General features: G+C 60.0%; 14 protein-coding genes. 13 read left to right on the top strand and 1 reads right to left on the bottom strand.

The window, feature by feature from the left end:
- Positions 1–196: 196 nt before the first annotated feature.
- The 11 genes from ACI77H_RS18510 to hemE all read left to right on the top strand — a co-directional run bounded on the left by ACI77H_RS18510 (position 197) and on the right by hemE (position 16,011).
- On the top strand, positions 197–1,261 hold the full coding sequence (locus ACI77H_RS18510) for a pilus assembly protein PilM (protein ID WP_407013180.1): 1,065 nt from the start codon (positions 197–199) through the stop codon (positions 1,259–1,261).
- Positions 1,261–1,827, top strand: coding sequence for a PilN domain-containing protein (locus ACI77H_RS18505; RefSeq protein ID WP_407013179.1), 567 nt, complete (start codon positions 1,261–1,263; stop codon positions 1,825–1,827). The genes ACI77H_RS18510 and ACI77H_RS18505 overlap by 1 nt, the downstream gene beginning before the upstream one ends.
- Positions 1,824–2,447: a type 4a pilus biogenesis protein PilO gene (gene pilO / locus ACI77H_RS18500; RefSeq protein WP_407013178.1), complete on the top strand. Its 624-nt coding sequence runs from the start codon at positions 1,824–1,826 to the stop codon at positions 2,445–2,447. Before ACI77H_RS18505 ends, pilO begins: the two co-directional genes overlap by 4 nt.
- The gene (locus tag ACI77H_RS18495; protein ID WP_407013177.1) at positions 2,444–2,971 is read left to right on the top strand and encodes a pilus assembly protein PilP; all 528 of its coding nucleotides are present in this window, start codon (positions 2,444–2,446) and stop codon (positions 2,969–2,971) included. Before pilO ends, ACI77H_RS18495 begins: the two co-directional genes overlap by 4 nt.
- A gap of 13 nt (positions 2,972–2,984) precedes the next feature.
- Positions 2,985–5,072, top strand: a complete 2,088-nt coding sequence (pilQ, locus tag ACI77H_RS18490; protein WP_407013176.1) for a type IV pilus secretin PilQ — start codon at positions 2,985–2,987, stop codon at positions 5,070–5,072.
- Positions 5,073–5,076: 4 nt separating this feature from the next.
- Positions 5,077–5,595 carry a shikimate kinase AroK gene (aroK, locus tag ACI77H_RS18485; protein WP_407013175.1) on the top strand — a complete coding sequence of 173 codons (519 nt, stop codon included), beginning with the start codon at positions 5,077–5,079 and terminating at the stop codon, positions 5,593–5,595.
- A gap of 151 nt (positions 5,596–5,746) precedes the next feature.
- Positions 5,747–6,847, top strand: a complete 1,101-nt coding sequence (aroB, locus tag ACI77H_RS18480; RefSeq protein ID WP_407013174.1) for a 3-dehydroquinate synthase — start codon at positions 5,747–5,749, stop codon at positions 6,845–6,847.
- A gap of 10 nt (positions 6,848–6,857) precedes the next feature.
- On the top strand, positions 6,858–8,459 hold the full coding sequence (locus ACI77H_RS18475; protein WP_407013173.1) for an AAA family ATPase: 1,602 nt from the start codon (positions 6,858–6,860) through the stop codon (positions 8,457–8,459).
- 351 nt (positions 8,460–8,810) lie between these two features.
- The gene (gene gltB, locus ACI77H_RS18470; protein WP_407013172.1) at positions 8,811–13,256 is read left to right on the top strand and encodes a glutamate synthase large subunit; all 4,446 of its coding nucleotides are present in this window, start codon (positions 8,811–8,813) and stop codon (positions 13,254–13,256) included.
- A 33-nt stretch (positions 13,257–13,289) separates the two neighbouring features.
- The gene (locus tag ACI77H_RS18465; RefSeq protein WP_407013171.1) at positions 13,290–14,708 is read left to right on the top strand and encodes an FAD-dependent oxidoreductase; all 1,419 of its coding nucleotides are present in this window, start codon (positions 13,290–13,292) and stop codon (positions 14,706–14,708) included.
- 235 nt (positions 14,709–14,943) lie between these two features.
- A complete protein-coding gene (gene hemE, locus ACI77H_RS18460; protein WP_150632715.1) occupies positions 14,944–16,011 on the top strand; it encodes a uroporphyrinogen decarboxylase in 1,068 nt (355 codons plus the stop codon).
- Positions 16,012–16,183: 172 nt separating this feature from the next.
- Here the strand turns inward: hemE and ACI77H_RS18455 are convergent, their stop codons facing one another.
- Positions 16,184–17,410 (bottom strand): MFS transporter, encoded by a 1,227-nt coding sequence (locus ACI77H_RS18455; RefSeq protein ID WP_407013416.1) that lies wholly within the window; start codon positions 17,408–17,410, stop codon positions 16,184–16,186.
- Positions 17,411–17,577: 167 nt separating this feature from the next.
- Between ACI77H_RS18455 and ACI77H_RS18450 the strand changes: the two genes are divergently transcribed.
- Complete coding sequence (locus tag ACI77H_RS18450; RefSeq protein WP_407013170.1) at positions 17,578–18,480, top strand: LysR substrate-binding domain-containing protein; 903 nt, start codon at positions 17,578–17,580, stop codon at positions 18,478–18,480.
- Between the two features lie 508 nt (positions 18,481–18,988).
- On the top strand, positions 18,989–19,255 hold the full coding sequence (locus tag ACI77H_RS18445; protein WP_407013169.1) for a DUF6124 family protein: 267 nt from the start codon (positions 18,989–18,991) through the stop codon (positions 19,253–19,255).
- The last annotated feature ends 64 nt before the right edge of the window (positions 19,256–19,319 follow it).

The following is a 19,319-nucleotide window of genomic DNA, read 5'->3' as shown; positions in this document are numbered from 1 at the left end:
CAAAGAATGAATTAGGCAGCGGGGCTCAGATAAACAGGAAACGACCCGCGCTTGCAGTAAAAACCGGAAAAAAACGCTGGGCATTATAAGCATTTTTCCGTCGAGGTCGTCATTTGCGCTGCTGTCAAGACGGGTGGTTTGAACGCAACGCACATTACAGAGTCCGTAAGACACGGATAGTCATAGGGAATTGGTAGTGCTAGGACTCTTCAATAAAAAAGCCAATACGCTTCTGGGGATCGACATCAGCTCCACGTCGGTGAAGCTTCTGGAGCTAAGCCGTCAGGGCGATCGCTACCGGGTTGAGGCTTACGCGGTAGAGCCGCTGCCGGCCAGCGCGGTGGTCGAGAAAAATATCGCCGAGCTCGAAGGCGTGGGTCAGGCCCTTTCGCGCGTGCTGCTCAAGGCCAGAACCAGCCTCAAGAACGTGGCTGTCGCCGTGGCCGGTTCTGCCGTCATCACCAAAACCATCGAAATGGATGCCGGTCTTTCCGACGACGAGATGGAAAACCAGCTGAAGATCGAGGCCGATCAGTACATCCCTTATCCACTGGATGAAGTCGCCATCGACTTTGAAGTGCAGGGCGTGTCGGCGCGTAACCCTGAACGGGTCAATGTGCTGCTGGCAGCCTGTCGCAAGGAAAACGTCGAAGTCCGTGAAGCGGCGCTTGCACTGGCCGGCCTGACGGCGCGCGTGGTCGATGTCGAGGCCTACGCGCTGGAGCGATCATTCGGCCTGCTGACCGGGCATCTGGCAGCGTCTCGCGAGCAGCTGACGGTCGCCGTGGTCGACATCGGCGCGACCATGACCACCCTGAGCGTGCTACGCAACGGGAAAATCATCTACACCCGCGAACAGTTGTTCGGCGGTCGTCAGCTGACAGAAGAAATCCAGCGGCGTTATGGCCTGACCCTCGAGCAAGCGGGACTGGCGAAGAAGCAGGGGGGGTTGCCGGACGATTACGTTAGCGAAGTGTTGCAGCCCTTCCGCGATGCGCTGGTGCAGCAGGTGTCGCGTTCGTTGCAATTTTTCTTCGCTTCCGGCCAGTACACCTCGGTCGACCATATCCTGTTGGCTGGCGGCACCGCTTCGGTTCCGGGGCTGGACCGACTGATCGAGGAGCGACTGGGCACTCCGACGCAAGTGGCCAATCCATTCTCCGACATGACCCTGAGCAGTAAAGTCAACGCCGGTGCCCTGGCCAGCGATGCGCCAGCACTGATGATCGCCTGCGGGCTGGCCCTCAGGAGTTTCGACTGATGGCGCGGATCAACCTTTTACCTTGGCGCGAAGAGCTGCGGGACGCACGTCGCAAACGCTTTTTGCTGGCGCTGGTCGGCGTGCTGGTGGCATCTGTGGTAGCGGTGCTGATCGCGAATCAGGCCATCAGCGGCGCCATAGACCGACAGGTCGCTCGAAACGAATACATCGGTCAACAGATTGCGGTGGTCGACGAACGGATCAAGCAGATCAGCGACCTCAAGGCCCGGCGGCAGCAGTTGGTCGAACGCATGCGCATCATTCAGGACCTGCAAGGCAATCGTCCGATCAGCGGGCGGATCTTCGATCAATTGGCGCGTACGTTGCCGGACGGGGTGTATTTCACCGAGGTGAAAATGGAGGGTAAAACCCTGTCCATCACCGGCGCGGCAGAATCCAATAACCGTGTTTCCGACCTGATGCGTAATCTGGATGCCTCGGACTGGTTCGATGCACCCACCCTGACAGAGGTCAAGGCGACCACCGCCGGTCAACTGGATCAGGCCAACGTCTTTCAGTTGACCGTGCGCCAGACCCAGCCTGCTGCCGTGGAGGCCGTTCAATGAAGCCGGCCGAATGGATCGAAGGGCTGCGCAAGATCGACATCAACGATCTGGACACCAACAACATGGGGTCCTGGCCGCCCGCCATCAAGGCTATGGCGGGTATTCTGCTGATGACTCTGGTGCTGGCGCTTGGCTACAGCTTTTCCATCAGCGACCTTGAGAGTCAACTTGAACTCAAGCGCGAGGAAGAGTCGACCCTCAAGGAACAATTCGCCACCAAGGCCCACATGGCGGCGAATCTAGAGCTGTACACCCAGCAGATGAAGGAAATGGAGAACTCCTTCGGCGTGCTCCTGCGGCAATTGCCCAGCGACACCGAAGTGCCTGGTCTGCTGGAGGACATCACCCGTACTGGCCTCGGGAGCGGGTTGGAGTTTGAAGAGATCAAGTTGCTGCCCGAGGTGATCCAGCCGTTCTACATCGAACTGCCGATCCAGATCACCGTCACCGGCGCCTATCATGACCTCGCCACGTTCGTCAGTGGTGTGGCCGGGCTGCCGCGGATTGTCACCCTGCATGACTTCGACCTTGCCCCGGCCGACCCCGAAGGCGGCCCGAAATTACGCATGAGCATCCTCGCCAAGACATACCGCTACAACGACAAGGGGCTGCAAAAATGAGCCCGATTCGTTTTTTTCCGTTGATCGGGATGTTGGCCGTCCTGGCCGGCTGTGGCGGCGGCAATGACTTCAGTGATCTCGACGCTTACATGAACGCAATGCGTTTGCGTGCGCCTGGCAGAATTGAACCAACGCCGACATTCCGGTCTTACCCAACGTTCACCTACAACGCCGCTAATTTGCGAAGCCCGTTTTCCCGGCAGCTCAGAGTTGATCTGGCCGGCCAAAAACATGGCGCGCGCAATGTCAAACCTGACCCCAACCGGGTCAAGCAGTACCTCGAAGGTTTCAACATCGAGCAGTTTGAAATGGTCGGCACGATCTCCAATGCGGCTGCCTCTTTTGCGCTGTTGCGCGGGGCGGGCGGTGTGCATCGGTTAAAGGTCGGCGATTACCTGGGACGTAACGATGGCCGGATCGTCGCCATCAGCGGCTCGCAAGTCGATGTGGTCGAAATCGTTCCCGACGGCGAAGGCGCCTGGCTGGAGCGGCCGCGGACCATCCCTTTGAAAGAGCACTCATAGTGGAACTCGAACAATGAACAGGATTTTCGCAACCTTCGGAATTTCGCTATGGATAGCGTTGCTGTCGCCGATGGTACAAGCGGCCAACCTCAAAGCGCTGGATGTCGCTGCGCTGCCGGGAGACCGCGTCGAGTTGAAGTTGTCATTCGATGGAGCGCCCCCGGCGCCCCACGGTTACACGACAGAGCAGCCTGCACGGATTGCCCTGGATCTGCCCGGAGTTGTCAGCAAACTGGCGAGCAAAACCCGTGATCTGGGCGGCGGCAACGCCCGCAGCGCCACGGTGGTGGAAGCCAAGGATCGCACGCGGCTGATCATCAATCTGACTCAGTTGACTCAGTACACCGCTCGCGTCGAAGGCAATAATCTGTTTGTGGTAGTCGGGCGTGGAGCCAGTAACGCAGCCTCTGCGCCAGCGATCAAACCGCCACGTGTCGCCACGGCCACTCCCGCGCCAGCCAAGACCTATGCGCCGGTGAGCAAGGCGATCCGTGGTGTGGATTTCCAGCGCGGAACCCAGGGTGAAGGCAATGTGGTCATCGACCTGTCGGATCCCTCCATCGCCCCGGACATTCAGGAGCGCGATGGCAAGATCGTCCTTAACTTCGCCAGAACCCAACTGCCAGAACCATTGCGAGTGCGCCTGGACGTCAAGGATTTCGCCACGCCTGTGCAATTCGTTAACGCCAGCGCCACCGGAGATCGGGCGACCATCAGCATCGAGCCCAGTGGCGCATTCGATTACTCGACCTACCAAACCGACAACAAACTCACCGTCAGCATCCGCCCGATGACCGTCGATGACCTGCAAAAGCGCAACGCCGAGCGATTTGCCTATACCGGTGAAAAGCTCTCGCTGAATTTTCAGGACATCGATGTCCGCTCGGTGCTGCAACTGATCGCCGACTTCACCAACCTCAATCTGGTGGCCAGCGACACGGTGCAGGGCGGCATCACCTTGCGTCTGCAAAACGTGCCATGGGATCAGGCGCTCGACCTGGTGTTGAAAACCAAGGGGCTGGACAAGCGCAAGATCGGCAACGTGCTGTTGGTGGCCCCGGCCGACGAGATTGCCGCGCGCGAACGTCAGGAGCTGGAATCGCAGAAGCAGATTGCCGAACTGGCGCCCTTGCGTCGTGAATTGCTGCAGGTCAATTACGCCAAGGCGGCGGATATCGCCAAATTATTCACGTCGGTGACCAGTGCCGAGGCGAAGGTGGACGAGCGGGGCTCGATCACCGTCGATGACCGGACCAACAACATCATTGCCTATCAGACCCAGGATCGCCTCGACGAACTTCGCCGGATCGTTGCGCAACTGGACATCCCGGTGCGTCAGGTGATGATCGAGGCGCGAATCGTCGAAGCCAACGTCGACTACGACAAAAGCCTTGGCGTACGCTGGGGCGGTTCGCTGCAGAACAGGGGCAACTTCAACACGTCCGGGGTCAGCAACGGCTCCAACGCGTCGTCGACCATCGGCACGCCTGGCAGCACCAGTACCAATTCGCCGTTCGTCGATATGGGCACCGCCGCCAACACCTCGGGGCTCGGCATCGCTTTCATCACCGACAATGTGCTGCTGGACCTCGAGCTGACAGCGATGGAGAAAACCGGCAACGGCGAAATCGTCTCACAGCCCAAGGTGGTCACGTCCGACAAGGAAACCGCGAAAATCCTCAAGGGCACCGAGATTCCCTATCAGGAAGCCAGCTCCAGTGGCGCCACATCGGTGTCATTCAAGGAGGCCTCGCTGTCGCTGGAAGTGACGCCGCAAATCACCCCGGACAACCGGATTATCATGGAGGTCAAGGTCACCAAGGACGAACCGGACTACCTGAACAAGGTCCAGGATGTACCGCCGATCAAGAAAAACGAGGTCAATGCCAAGGTCCTGGTCAATGACGGCGAGACCATCGTGATCGGTGGCGTTTTCTCAAATACTCAGAGCAAGGTTGTAGATAAGGTGCCATTTCTCGGTGATGTGCCGTATCTTGGCCGCCTTTTCCGGCGTGACGTGGTTTCGGAGAAAAAATCCGAGCTGCTGGTATTTCTCACTCCGCGTATCATGAACAACCAGGCGATTGCTGTGAGTCATTGATTCTGTGCGAAATTTGATTCTTGTTGGACCGATGGGGGCTGGAAAAAGCACCATCGGCCGGTTGCTGGCCAAAGAGCTGCGCCTGCCATTCAAAGATTCCGATAAGGAAATTGAATTGCGCACGGGCGCCAATATCCCATGGATTTTCGATAAGGAAGGCGAGCCAGGCTTTCGTGATCGCGAGCAGGCGATGATTGCCGAGCTGTGCGGCTGCGAAGGCGTGGTGCTGGCGACCGGCGGCGGTGCAGTAATGCGCGAAGCCAATCGTCGGGCGCTGCGTGCCGGTGGTCGGGTGGTTTATCTGCATGCTTCCGTCGAGCAGCAGGTCGGCCGCACTGCCCGCGATCGTAATCGGCCACTGTTGCGTACTGCGGATCCGGCCAAGACCCTTCGGGACCTGCTGGCGTTACGCGATCCGCTTTATCGGGAAATCGCCGACCTGGTGGTTGAAACGGATGAGCGGCCGCCGCGTATGGTGGTGCTCGATATTCTCGAGCGCTTGCAGCAGCTGCCTCCCCGTTAAAGCGCAGCGCGAAATGCGCTATCCTCGGCGTCCTGCCATGACCGCTCAAGGTTGTGGCGGATGGCTACCGAACGGCGTCGCACCATCAGATGCCCTGGATACTCGATAACTCAAGGCGGGACGCCTGATTTCATCTTCACTGTGGGGACACATGCAGACACTCAAGGTCGATCTAGGCGAGCGCAGCTACCCGATTCATATTGGCGAAGGTTTGTTGGATCAGCCAGAGCTGCTGGCCCCGCACATTCGCGGTCGGCAAGTGGCGATCATCACCAACGAAACCGTTGCGCCGCTCTATCTTGAACGTCTGACCCGCAGCCTTGCGCAGTTTTCGGTGATTTCCGTGGTGCTGCCCGACGGCGAAGCTTTCAAGACCTGGGAAACCCTGCAACTGATTTTCGACGGCTTGCTGACTGCACGACACGACCGTCGCACGACCGTGATCGCCCTCGGTGGCGGCGTGATTGGCGACATGGCCGGTTTTGCCGCCGCCTGTTACCAGCGCGGCGTCGATTTCATCCAGGTCCCGACCACTCTGCTGTCGCAAGTCGACTCCTCGGTGGGCGGCAAGACCGGGATCAATCATCCGCAGGGCAAAAACATGGTCGGCGCCTTCTATCAGCCGAACGTGGTGCTGATCGATACTGCGTCCCTCAATACCCTGCCGGCCCGCGAGTTGTCCGCCGGGCTTGCTGAAGTCATCAAATACGGCTTGATCTGTGATGAGCCGTTCCTGACCTGGCTCGAAGAAAACGTCGATCGCCTGCGTGCCCTGGACCAGGTTGCCCTGACCTATGCCATCGAGCGTTCTTGCGCGGCCAAGGCGGCGGTGGTCGGCGCCGACGAAAAGGAAACCGGTGTACGCGCCACTTTGAACCTGGGCCACACGTTCGGCCACGCTATCGAAACCCACATGGGATATGGTGTCTGGCTGCATGGTGAAGCGGTCGCTGCCGGTACTGTAATGGCGTTGGAAATGTCCGTGCGTCTGGGCTGGATCAGCGAGCAAGAGCGCGATCGTGGCATTCGCCTGTTCCAGCGTGCCGGCCTCCCGGTCATCCCGCCGGAAGAGATGACTGAAACCGATTTTCTCGAACACATGGCAATTGACAAGAAAGTGATCGACGGTCGTTTGCGCTTGGTGCTGCTGCGCCACATGGGCGAAGCAGTGGTGACCGACGATTATCCGAAAGAGGTTTTACAGGCCACGCTGGGAGCGGATTACCGCGCCTTGGCTCAGCTTAAAGGTTAATAAGATCCTGATGACTAGTTTGCATGCCGACGAGGCTTTCCTCGGCCATTTCCAGTTGAGTCATGACCCTTTTGCTCCACGGGTACCTGGCTTCAAATTCTTCCCGGCCCAACGCAAACCGGTGTTGGGTCAGCTGCATCACCTGGCACGTTACAGCCAGTTGCTGCTGGTGGTCACCGGCCCGCAAGGCAGTGGCAAGACCCTGTTGCGTCAGGCCCTGGTGGCCAGCACCAACAAGCAGTCCGTTCAAAGCGTGGTGGTTTCCGCCCGTGGTGCCGGTGATGCGGCGGGCGTATTGCGTCAGGTGGCTCAGTCGCTGAACATCGCTCAAGCAGAGATTGGCCCGATCCTGGCTCAAGTGGTGCAGCTTGCACTCACGGGGCAGGAAGTCTATTTGCTGGTGGATGACGCCGAGCAACTCGACGAATCTGCGCTCGAAGCCTTGATGGAGTTGGCCGCGGGTGCGCCAGAAGGCCGCCCGCACGTGTTCCTGTTCGGCGAGTCCTCGCTGATCGCTCAACTTGAGGCGCTGAGCCTCGAAGAAGAGCGCTTCCACGTCATCGAGCTGCAGCCTTACACCGAAGAAGAAACCCGCGAGTATCTGGACCAGCGGCTCGAAGGCGCCGGCCGGGGTATCGAACTTTTCACCGCAGAACAGATCTCTGATATTCACGAAAGCTCCGACGGCTGGCCTGGCAACATCAACCAGGTTGCCCGCGATGCAATGATCGAAGCCATGATTGCCAGCCGCTCAGCGGTGAAGCGTCCAAGTATGGGGTTCAACATGCCGAAGAAACACGTATTGGCGATTTCCGCCGTCGTCGTGGTCGCGGTAGCCGCCGCCTGGTTGATGCCGGGTCGCAGCAAAGCACCGACCACCGGCGCACCTGCCAACGAACAGGCGCAACTGCCGCTCGGCCAGGGCACGCCGCAACCTAAGAGCGGCGGCGCACCTGCCGTGGAATTCGCTGGCAACTCGCAACCCATGCCATTGCCGCTGGTCGGCAACTCGCAGCCGGTCATGCGTGGCCCGCTGGCGGAAGCAGCCGGCGGTATCACCGAAGGCGACGATGGCGTGCCAGTCGAAGGTTCCAGCGCTACACCGCCGACCGTGACCACCACCGCGCCGCCTGCGGGCATCCAGCCTGGTCCAGCGCCGACGCCTGCCGCCAAGCCGATGCCCGCGCCGACTCAGATCGCGACCGCCAAGCCCGTCCCGACGGCGCCTGCCGTTAAGCCGGCTCCGGCGCCAGCCAAGCCTGCTGTCGTGGCCACCGCCAAGCCTGCCGAGAAACCAGCCGCCGCCGCTGGTGCGAAAGGCGCTGGTGGTACCTGGTACGCCGGTCAGGCTCCGGGTAACTACGTGGTGCAGATCCTCGGCACCAGCTCCGAAGCAGCCGCGCAATCCTTCGTGAAAGAGCAGGGCGGCGAGTACCGTTATTTCAAGAAGGTCCTCAACGGCAAGCCGCTTTACGTCATCACCTACGGCAACTTCGCCAACCGCGATGCAGCCGTTACCGCCATCAAGGCCTTGCCAGCGAAGGTTCAGGCTGGTAAACCTTGGCCTCGCACTGTCGCCAGCGTCCAACAGGAACTGGCAACAACTCGCTGAAGATTCGGCGGCCTTACCCAGGCCGCCTCTCCCGGCACCTCAAAATTTCTACAAGTGCATGCCGCCTCTTCAGGCCGCGTGCCTTGTGGTGTCTGCGTCACAGTAGTCTTTGAGTCGTTGCGGTCAAAATTAAAAAAAGTTTTGACTAGCACAGCAGATCGCTTTAAACCTTTCACAAATGCGACATAGATTTGCGACATTTCGTCGTCAAATTTGTGAGCCCCTGTGTCGGTGTGTACAATGACCTCCCTTTTGCCCCCGCAAAGCTGGCGTACGTTCGGCGCGGATGGTAAGTGGTTGAATTGAAAAGAAATTTGCCTCGATAAGAGGCAGCCTGGTGAGAAAGTGTCTATGAAAGCAGGTCTGTACCAACCAGATGAATTCAAGGATAACTGTGGTTTCGGCCTGATAGCCCATATGCAGGGCGAGCCCAGTCATACCCTTTTGCAAACGGCCATTGAGGCCCTGACCTGCATGACCCACCGCGGTGGGATCAACGCCGACGGCAAGACCGGTGACGGTTGCGGCTTGCTGATTCAAAAGCCGGATGTGTTCCTGCGAGCCATCGCCCAGGAAACCTTCGGCGTCGAATTGCCCAAGCAATACGCAGTGGGCATGGTCTTCTTCAACCAGGACCCGGTCAAAGCCGAGGCCGCTCGCGAGAACATGAACCGCGAGATCCTGGCTGAAGGCTTGACCCTCGTCGGCTGGCGCAAAGTGCCAATCGACACCAGCGTCCTCGGCCGCCTGGCCCTTGAGCGCCTGCCGCAGATCGAACAGGTCTACATCGGCGGTGAAGGCCTGAGCGATCAGGACATGGCAATCAAGCTGTTCAGCGCCCGTCGTCGCTCGTCCGTGGCCAACGCCGCCGACGTCGATCACTACATCTGCAGCTTTTCGCACAAGACCATCATCTATAAAGGCCTGATGATGCCGGCGGACTTGACCGCCTTCTATCCAGACCTCAGCGATCAGCGCCTGCAAACCTCGATTTGCGTGTTCCACCAGCGCTTCTCCACCAACACCCTGCCGAAATGGCCGCTGGCCCAGCCATTCCGCTTCCTCGCCCACAACGGCGAGATCAACACCATCACCGGCAATCGCAACTGGGCCCAGGCCCGTCGCACCAAGTTCACCAACGATCTGATGGATCTGGAAGAACTCGGCCCGCTGGTGAACCGCGTCGGTTCCGACTCATCGAGCATGGACAACATGCTTGAACTGATGGTCACCGGTGGCATCGACCTGTTCCGTGGTGTGCGGATGATCATTCCGCCTGCGTGGCAGAACGTCGAAACCATGGACCCGGATCTGCGTGCGTTCTACGAATACAACTCGATGCACATGGAGCCGTGGGACGGCCCGGCCGGCGTGGTAATGACCGACGGTCGCTACGCGGTGTGCCTGCTCGACCGTAACGGTCTGCGTCCGGCGCGTTGGGTCACCACCAAGAACGGTTTCATCACCCTGGCCTCGGAAATCGGTGTCTGGAACTACCAGCCTGAAGACGTGATTGCCAAGGGCCGCGTTGGTCCGGGCCAGATCTTTGCCGTGGACACCGAAACCGGTCAGATCCTCGACACCGACGCCATCGACAACCGTCTGAAGTCCCGTCATCCGTACAAGCAATGGCTGCGCAAGAATGCCCTGCGCATCCAGGCGACCATGGAAGACAACGACCACGGTTCGGCGTTTTACGACGTCGACCAGCTCAAGCAGTACATGAAGATGTATCAGGTCACGTTCGAAGAACGTGACCAAGTGCTGCGTCCGCTCGGCGAGCAAGGCTACGAAGCCGTGGGTTCGATGGGCGACGATACGCCGATGGCGGTGTTGTCCCAGCGCGTGCGTACGCCTTACGACTATTTCCGCCAGCAATTCGCGCAGGTCACCAACCCGCCGATCGATCCGCTGCGTGAAGCCATCGTCATGTCGCTGGAGATCTGCCTCGGTGCCGAGCGCAACATCTTCCAGGAGTCGCCGGAACACGCCTCGCGTGTGATCCTCAGCTCGCCGGTCATTTCCCCGGCCAAGTGGCGCTCGCTGATGAACCTCGATCGTCCGGGCTTCGAGCGCGCGATCATCGACCTCAACTATGACGAAAGCGTCGGCCTCGAAGCTGCCGTGCGCAACGTCGCCGATCAGGCTGAAGAAGCCGTTCGCGCCGGTCGCACCCAGATCGTCCTGAGTGACCGTCACATCGCGCCGGGCAAGTTGCCGATTCATGCTTCGCTCGCGACCGGCGCGGTGCACCACCGCCTGACCGAAAAAGGCCTGCGTTGCGACTCCAACATCCTGGTGGAAACCGCTACCGCACGCGATCCGCACCACTTCGCCGTGTTGATCGGTTTCGGCGCCTCGGCGGTCTATCCGTTCCTGGCTTACGAAGTGCTGGGTGACCTGATCCGCACCGGTGAAGTACTGGGCGACCTCTATGAGGTGTTCAAGAACTACCGCAAAGGCATCACCAAAGGCCTGCTGAAAATCCTGTCGAAGATGGGCATCTCGACCATCGCTTCGTACCGTGGTGCGCAGCTGTTCGAAGCCATCGGCCTGTCCGAAGAAGTCTGCGACCTGAGCTTCCGTGGCGTGCCAAGCCGCATCAAGGGCGCACGTTTCGTCGACATCGAAGCCGAGCAGAAAGCCCTCGCCGCTGAAGCCTGGAGCCCGCGCAAGCCGATCCAGCAGGGCGGTCTGCTGAAATTCGTCCACGGTGGCGAATATCACGCCTACAACCCGGACGTGGTCAACACCCTGCAAGCTGCTGTGCAGCAGGGCGACTACAGCAAGTTCAAGGAATACACGGCGCTGGTGGACAACCGTCCGGTGTCGATGATCCGCGACATGTTCAAGGTCAAGACCCTGGACACGCCGCTGGACATCAGCGAGATCGAACCGCTGGAATCGGTGCTCAAGCGCTTCGACTCCGCCGGCATCTCCCTCGGCGCATTGTCGCCGGAAGCTCACGAAGCCCTGGCCGAAGCCATGAACCGCCTCGGTGCGCGTTCCAACTCCGGCGAAGGCGGCGAAGATCCGGCGCGCTACGGCACCATCAAGAGCTCGAAAATCAAGCAAGTGGCGACTGGCCGTTTCGGGGTAACCCCGGAATACCTGGTCAACGCTGAAGTGCTGCAGATCAAAGTCGCCCAGGGCGCCAAGCCCGGCGAAGGTGGTCAGCTGCCAGGGGGCAAGGTCAACGGTCTGATCGCCAAGCTGCGTTACGCAGTGCCGGGCGTGACCCTGATTTCGCCGCCGCCGCACCACGACATCTACTCGATTGAAGACTTGTCGCAGCTGATTTTCGACCTGAAACAAGTCAACCCGAAGGCCCTGGTCTCGGTGAAGCTGGTTGCAGAAGCGGGCGTCGGCACGATCGCGGCCGGTGTGGCCAAGGCCTACGCGGACTTGATCACCATCTCCGGCTACGACGGCGGCACCGGCGCATCGCCGCTGACCTCGATCAAATACGCGGGCGCGCCGTGGGAACTCGGCCTCGCCGAAACCCACCAGACCCTGCGTGGCAACGACTTGCGCGGCAAAGTCCGGGTGCAAACCGACGGTGGCCTGAAAACCGGCCTCGACGTGATCAAGGCTGCGATCCTCGGCGCTGAAAGCTTCGGCTTCGGCACCGCGCCAATGATCGCCCTGGGCTGCAAATACCTGCGCATCTGCCACCTGAACAACTGCGCCACCGGCGTCGCGACTCAGAACGAGAAGCTGCGTAAAGACCACTACATCGGCACCGTCGACATGGTGATCAACTTCTTCACCTACGTGGCTGAAGAAACCCGTGAGTGGCTGGCCAAGCTGGGCGTGCGTTCCCTCGAAGAGCTGATCGGCCGTACCGATCTGCTGGACATCCTCGAAGGCCAGACCGCCAAGCAGCAACACCTGGACCTGACGCCATTGCTGGGCAGCGATCACATCCCGGCAGACAAACCACAGTTCTGCCAGGTCGAGCGCAACCCGCCGTTCGACAAAGGCCTGCTGGCCGAGAAAATGGTCGACATGTCCACCTCGGCCATCAACGACATGAGCGGCGCCGATTTCGCCCTGGATATCTGCAACTGCGACCGTTCCATCGGCGCGCGGATCTCCGGTGAAATCGCCCGTAAGCACGGCAACCAAGGCATGGCGAACGCGCCGATCACCTTCCGCTTCAAAGGGACGGCCGGTCAGAGCTTCGGTGTGTGGAACGCCGGCGGCCTGAACATGTACCTGGAAGGCGACGCCAACGACTACGTCGGCAAAGGCATGACCGGCGGCAAGCTGGTCATCGTTCCGCCGAAGGGCAGCGTCTACAAGACTCAGGACAGTGCCATCATCGGCAACACCTGCCTGTATGGCGCCACCGGCGGCAAGCTGTTCGCCGCCGGCACCGCGGGCGAGCGCTTCGCGGTGCGTAACTCCGGTGCTCACACCGTGGTTGAAGGCACGGGCGATCACTGCTGCGAGTACATGACCGGTGGTTTCGTCTGCGTTCTGGGCAAAACCGGTTACAACTTCGGCTCAGGCATGACCGGCGGTTTCGCCTACGTGCTCGACCAGGACAACACCTTCGTTGACCGGGTCAACCACGAACTGGTGGAAATCCAGCGGATCAGCGGCGAAGCGATGGAAGCCTATCGCAGCCACCTGCAACGCGTGCTGGACGAATACGTCGCGGAAACCGACAGCGAATGGGGTCGTAACCTCGCTGAAAACCTCGACGACTATCTGCGCCGTTTCTGGCTGGTCAAGCCCAAGGCTGCCAACCTGAAATCGTTGCTTTCCAGCACCCGTGCCAACCCGCAGTGATATGCGCCTGAAGAGTTTGATGAGGTTTTAACAATGGCTGAACGTCTGAATAACGACTTCCAGTTCATCGACGTCGGGCGCAAAGATCCGAAGAAGAAACTGTTGCGTCAACGCAAGAAAGAGTTCGTGGAGATCTACGAACCCTTCAAACCCCAGCATTCGGCCGATCAGGCCCACCGCTGCCTGGGTTGCGGTAACCCGTATTGCGAATGGAAGTGCCCGGTGCACAACTTCATTCCCAACTGGCTGAAGCTGGTGGCCGAGGGCAACATCCTCCAGGCCGCCGAACTGTCGCACCAGACCAACACCCTGCCGGAAGTCTGCGGCCGGGTGTGCCCGCAGGATCGTCTGTGCGAGGGAGCCTGCACCCTTAACGACGGCTTTGGCGCGGTGACCATCGGTTCGGTCGAGAAGTACATCACCGACACCGCGTTCGCCATGGGCTGGCGCCCGGACATGTCCAAGGTCAAGCCGACCGGCAAACGTGTTGCGATCATCGGCGCTGGCCCGGCCGGCCTCGGTTGTGCCGACGTGCTGGTGCGTGGCGGCGTGGCCCCGGTGGTGTTCGACAAGAACCCGGAAATCGGTGGTCTGCTGACCTTCGGCATCCCGGAGTTCAAGCTGGAAAAGACTGTGCTGAGCAATCGCCGCGAAGTCTTCACCGGCATGGGCATCGAATTCCGCCTGAACACCGAAGTGGGCAAGGACGTGACCATCGAGCAACTGCTCGAAGAATACGATGCCGTGTTCATGGGCATGGGCACTTACACCTACATGAAGGGCGGCTTTGCCGGTGAGGACCTGCCGGGCGTGCACGACGCGCTCGACTTCCTGATCGCCAACGTCAACCGCAACCTGGGCTTTGAAAAGTCGCCGGAAGATTTCGTCGACATGAAAGGCAAAAAAGTTGTGGTCCTCGGTGGCGGCGATACGGCGATGGACTGCAACCGTACGTCGATCCGCCAGGGCGCCAAGTCGGTGACTTGTGCGTATCGTCGTGACGAAGCGAACATGCCAGGCTCGCGCAAAGAGGTGAAGAACGCCAAGGAAGAAGGCGTGAAATTCCTCTACAACCGCCAGCCGATCGCCATCGTCGGTGAAGACAAGGTTGAAGGCGTGAAGGTGGTCGAGACCCGTCTCGGCGAGCCGGACGCCCGTGGCCGTCGCAGCCCCGAGCCGATCCCGGGCTCCGAAGAGATCATCCCGGCCGACGCCGTGGTCATCGCTTTCGGGTTCCGTCCAAGCCCGGCGCCGTGGTTCGAGCAGTTCAGCATCCAGACCGACAGCCAGGGCCGCGTTGTGGCGCCGGAACAAGGTCAATACAAGCACCAGACCAGCAACCCGAAGATCTTCGCCGGTGGCGATATGGTTCGCGGTTCTGACCTGGTAGTAACGGCGATCTTCGAAGGCCGCAATGCCGCCGAAGGGATTCTGGATTACCTGGGCGTCTGATCAACTTCCAATATTGGAATGCAATACCTGTGGGAGCTGGCTTGCCAGCGATGCAGACACCTCGGTTTGTCAGATGGACCGAGGTGATGCTATCGCTGGCAAGCCAGCTCCCACAGTGTTTTGCGATGCTGCAAAAATGCGACAAATTGACCCGATAGACAAAAGGCTGACCTGCAACCGTGCCTTTTGCGTCGCGCTCTGAGAAAATGCCCGCACTTTTTTTCCGGATGCCGACATGACTGCCCTGAAGAACGACCGTTTCCTTCGCGCCCTGCTCAAGCAACCCGTAGACGTCACGCCGGTATGGATGATGCGTCAGGCCGGTCGCTACCTGCCGGAATACCGCGCCAGCCGTGCCAAGGCCGGTGACTTCATGAGCTTGTGCATGAACCCGGAGTTCGCTTGCGAAGTCACGATGCAACCGCTCGACCGCTACCCGCAACTGGACGCGGCCATCCTCTTCTCCGACATCCTGACCATCCCGGACGCCATGGGCCAAGGCCTGTACTTCGAAACCGGTGAAGGTCCGCGCTTCAAGAAAGTCGTCAGCACCCTGGCCGACATCGAAGCCCTGCCGATCCCTGATCCGCACAAAGACCTCGGCTATGTGATGGACGCGGTCAGCACCATCCGCCGCGAACTGAACGGCCGCGTGCCGTTGATCGGTTTCTCCGGCAGCCCATGGACGTTGGCTACTTACATGGTCGAAGGCGGCTCGTCGAAAGACTACCGCAAGACCAAAACCATGCTCTACGACAACCCGCAAGCCCTGCACTTGTTGCTGGACAAGCTGGCTCAGTCGGTCACCAGCTACCTCAATGGCCAGATCATGGCCGGCGCGCAGGCGGTGCAGATCTTCGATAGCTGGGGCGGCAACCTCTCGGCGGCGGCGTACCAGGAATTCTCCCTGGCCTACATGCGCAAGATCGTCAGTGGCCTGATCCGCGAACACGAAGGCCGCAAGGTGCCGGTCATTCTGTTCACCAAGGGCGGGGGGCTGTGGCTGGAAAGCATCGCCGACGCCGGCGCTGACGCGTTGGGCCTGGACTGGACCTGCGACATCGGCAACGCCCGCGACCGCGTCGGCAGCAAAGTCGCCTTGCAAGGCAACATGGACCCGACCGTGCTCTACGCCAAACCGGAAGCCATCCGCACCGAAGTCGGACGGATCCTCGCCAGTTATGGCAAGGGCAGTGGCCACGTGTTCAACCTCGGCCATGGCATCACCCCGGAAGTCGATCCGGAACATGCGGGAGCATTCCTGCGCGCGGTGCATGAGCTGTCGGCGCAGTATCACGAGTAATCGTCGCCCAATAAAAAACGCCCGGCTTATGCCGGGCGTTTTTGTTTGGGATACCAGATCGTATGCGGTCAATGTGGGAGCGGGCTTGCTCGCGAAGGCGGTGTAACAGTCAATGTTGATGTCGACTGACACACCGCTTTCGCGAGCAAGCCCGCTCCCACAGGGTTATGTGTCAGGCCTTTACATCACCTAGGGGCGGCAACTTCGCCAGTTTCAACGCCACCCACAGCGCAATCACCAGCAACCCGCCGATAAACAAGCCAATCCCGTTCCATCCGCCGAGGTGCCAGAACACACCGCCCGCCGTACCGGCAATGCTCGATCCGGCGTAGTAACTGAACAAGTACAACGACGATGCCTGACCTTTGGCCTTGGTGGCGCGGCGGCCGATCCAGCTGCTGGCTACCGAGTGCGCGGCGAAGAAGCCGAAGGTGAAAATCAGCATGCCGATGATCACCACGGGCAGCGCGGTGAGCATGGTCAGGGCGAGGCCGGCGAGCATCAGCACGATGGTTGACCAGAGCACTTTGCGCCGACCGAGTTTGTCGGCCAGTGAGCCGATTTTCGCCGAGCTGTAGATGCCCGACAGGTACACCACCGATAGCAGTCCGACGAAGGCTTGGTCCATGTGGTACGGCTCGGCGAGCAGACGATAGCCGATGTAGTTGAACAGCGTGACGAATGCGCCCATCAGCACGAACGCCTCAAGAAACAGCAGCGGCAAACCGGCGTCGCGAAAGTGCATGGTGAAGCCGTCGAGCAGACTGCGCGGGTGCAGCGAGCGGGCGCGGAAGTTGCGCGATTCGGGGAGGATTTTCCAGAACACCGCTGCCGCGATCAGCGCCAGGCCACCGATCACCAGCATCGCCGTGTGCCAGCTGACGAAGTCGATCAACACCCCGGTAATCAGGCGCCCGCACATCCCGCCAATCGCGTTGCCGCCGATGTACAGGCCCATCGCCAGGCCAATGTGTTGCGGATGGATCTCTTCGCTCAGGTACGTCATCGCGACCGCCGCCAGGCCGCTCAACGACAACCCGATCAACGCACGCATCACCAGCACGCCATGCCAGCTCGGCATCATCGAACTGGCAATGGTGCACAGCGCCGCGGCAAACAGCGCCGCCACCATCACCGGTTTGCGCCCGACACGGTCGGAGATCGGCCCCGTGATCAGCAGGCCGATGGCGAGCATGCCCGTGGCCACCGACAGAATCAGGCTGCTCTGCGCCGCGTTGATCGAATATTCGTGGGACAGCAGCGGCATCATCGGTTGCACGCAGTACAGCAGCGCGAAGGTGGCGAAGCCGCCGGAGAACAGCGCGAGCACCGTACGCATGAACATCGGCGTGCCCTTTTCGATGTAGATCTCTTTCAGTTCAGAGACGACATCGTCCAGCGCGGCGGGCGGAACTTCATGGGCGAGTGGGGCGACAGCAGTTTTCACTTCGGACCTCGGGGGAGCGCAGCCGGTCAGGCAATGAAAAAAGCATATAGCTGCCTAATGATTCAATCCAATATATTGTTCGACCTGTTTAAGAGGTTTTACGACCTAATGGAGTTTCCATGGAATTGCGTCACCTGCGCTACTTCATTGCCGTCGCCGAAGAATTGCACTTCGGCCGCGCCGCCCAGGTGCTGGGCATCTCGCAACCGCCGCTGAGCCAGCAGATTCAGGCACTGGAGCAGGAAGTCGGCGCGCGATTGTTCGAGCGAACCAATCGTCGGGTGGAACTGAGTGAAGCCGGGCGATTGTTTCTGGAAGAGGCGCGGTTAGTGCTGGCGCAGGTCGACAAAGCGGCGGATGTGGCGCGACGGGCGCAGCTCGGTGAGTTGGGCGAACTCAAAATCGGTTTCACCTCGTCGGCACCGTTCAACTCGACCATCCCTCAGGCGATCTTTTCGTTTCGCCAGCGTTTTCCGGCCGTGCACCTGAACCTGCGGGAAATGAGCAGCACCCAGGTGGCCGATGCGCTGGTGGATGAGTCGATTGAGGTCGGGATCATGCGCCCGTTGGGTTTGCCGGATTCGCTCAGCGTGGTGGAGTTGATGCGTGAACCGCTGGTGGCGGTGCTCAGTTCCAAGCATCCGTTGGTGCAGGACAGCGAAGAGGGATTGTTCCTGTCGGCATTGGCGCTCGAACCGTTCGTATTTTTCCCACGCAGTTATGGCAGTGGTCTGTATGCGCAGTTGCTCAGCCTGGCGCGGGACGCCGGTTTCAGCCCGCACTTTGCGCAAGAGGCGGGGGAGGCGATGACCATTATCGGCTTGGTGGCGGCGGGGCTCGGCGTGTCGGTGTTGCCGGCGTCTTATCAGCGTATGCGGATTGATGGCGTGGTCTATCGGCCGCTGCTCGATCCTGAGGCCGTTTCGGCGGTGTGGCTGGTGCAGCGCAAGGATCAGAAATCGCCAATGGCCAAGGCGTTTGTGGAACTGCTGACGCGTAAGGTAGAACCACAGAAAGCGTGACTGCTTCGCAGTCAATCGCGGGCAAGCCCGCTCCCACAGTTTCTGCGGTGTTAACACAATCTCCAGCAGACTACCGAACCCTGTGGGAGCGGGCTTGCCCGCGAAAGCGTCCGCAAGTTCACCAAAAAGGTGTGCAGCTACCGATGCAATAGCGGGCGCTTCGGTGAAGGGTGTAGGACATTTCTGAACTGTCTCGGAAAGACCACAGCGCCTTGCGGCAATGCCTACAACTACTCCAGAATCCGCCGGCTTGTGCGCTTTGGGGGGCATCGGTAACTTGGTTCGCATCACTGATTCCCAGTGATCGGGTTTAGTAGCCCGTGGTTTTGCGAAGCGTATTTGCGTTCCAGACAGTCAGGTATTTCGATACCTGCGCTTGATGGCAGCAGTGCGCAGGGCGCCTTCGGGTGCGCCGGCTTCGCGCTTCCCCGGTCTACTAACCTGCGTACAGCTGCCACCCTTTTGATTAGTAGCAACTCGGTGGCTCCACTTTTTAGGAAGCCGAAAGATGACTAATACAACGACAAATCCACCGGACGTCGATCCGGACGCCCCACGCCAACCAAGCAAAATATTCCTCATCGCCCCCGACATCGACAACCAGACCCTGCTCGAATACGCCTGTGAATCCCTGGCATCTGCCAACGTCATGGCGAGTGATTTCGCGAGGTATCTGGAGGGATCGCAAAGCAACACACTGCTGGGCATTCAACAATCAATCATGCTCGGGGAACTGGCGGTGAACCGGGTGCTGGATAACCTTGACCCACCCTAGCTCAGCACTCGATTGATCGTTCCGAAAGGGGCTTGTGAGGCTCTAAAGATCCTGGGCAACCAGC

This window comes from Pseudomonas sp. O230, assembly GCF_045447035.1.
Taxonomy (GTDB): domain Bacteria; phylum Pseudomonadota; class Gammaproteobacteria; order Pseudomonadales; family Pseudomonadaceae; genus Aquipseudomonas.
The sequence above is the reverse complement of the archived record's forward strand: the minus strand, read 5'-3'. Positions and strand labels throughout refer to the sequence as shown.

Coding starts and splice junctions, on each gene's coding strand:
- gltB (WP_407013172.1), top strand. CDS start 8,811: ATGAAAGCAGGTCTGTACCAACCAGATGAATTCAAGGATAACTGTGGT.
- ACI77H_RS18475 (WP_407013173.1), top strand. CDS start 6,858: ATGACTAGTTTGCATGCCGACGAGGCTTTCCTCGGCCATTTCCAGTTG.
- pilQ (WP_407013176.1), top strand. CDS start 2,985: ATGAACAGGATTTTCGCAACCTTCGGAATTTCGCTATGGATAGCGTTG.
- ACI77H_RS18450 (WP_407013170.1), top strand. CDS start 17,578: ATGGAATTGCGTCACCTGCGCTACTTCATTGCCGTCGCCGAAGAATTG.
- pilO (WP_407013178.1), top strand. CDS start 1,824: ATGAAGCCGGCCGAATGGATCGAAGGGCTGCGCAAGATCGACATCAAC.
- ACI77H_RS18495 (WP_407013177.1), top strand. CDS start 2,444: ATGAGCCCGATTCGTTTTTTTCCGTTGATCGGGATGTTGGCCGTCCTG.
- ACI77H_RS18505 (WP_407013179.1), top strand. CDS start 1,261: ATGGCGCGGATCAACCTTTTACCTTGGCGCGAAGAGCTGCGGGACGCA.
- ACI77H_RS18465 (WP_407013171.1), top strand. CDS start 13,290: ATGGCTGAACGTCTGAATAACGACTTCCAGTTCATCGACGTCGGGCGC.
- ACI77H_RS18445 (WP_407013169.1), top strand. CDS start 18,989: ATGACTAATACAACGACAAATCCACCGGACGTCGATCCGGACGCCCCA.
- hemE (WP_150632715.1), top strand. CDS start 14,944: ATGACTGCCCTGAAGAACGACCGTTTCCTTCGCGCCCTGCTCAAGCAA.
- aroB (WP_407013174.1), top strand. CDS start 5,747: ATGCAGACACTCAAGGTCGATCTAGGCGAGCGCAGCTACCCGATTCAT.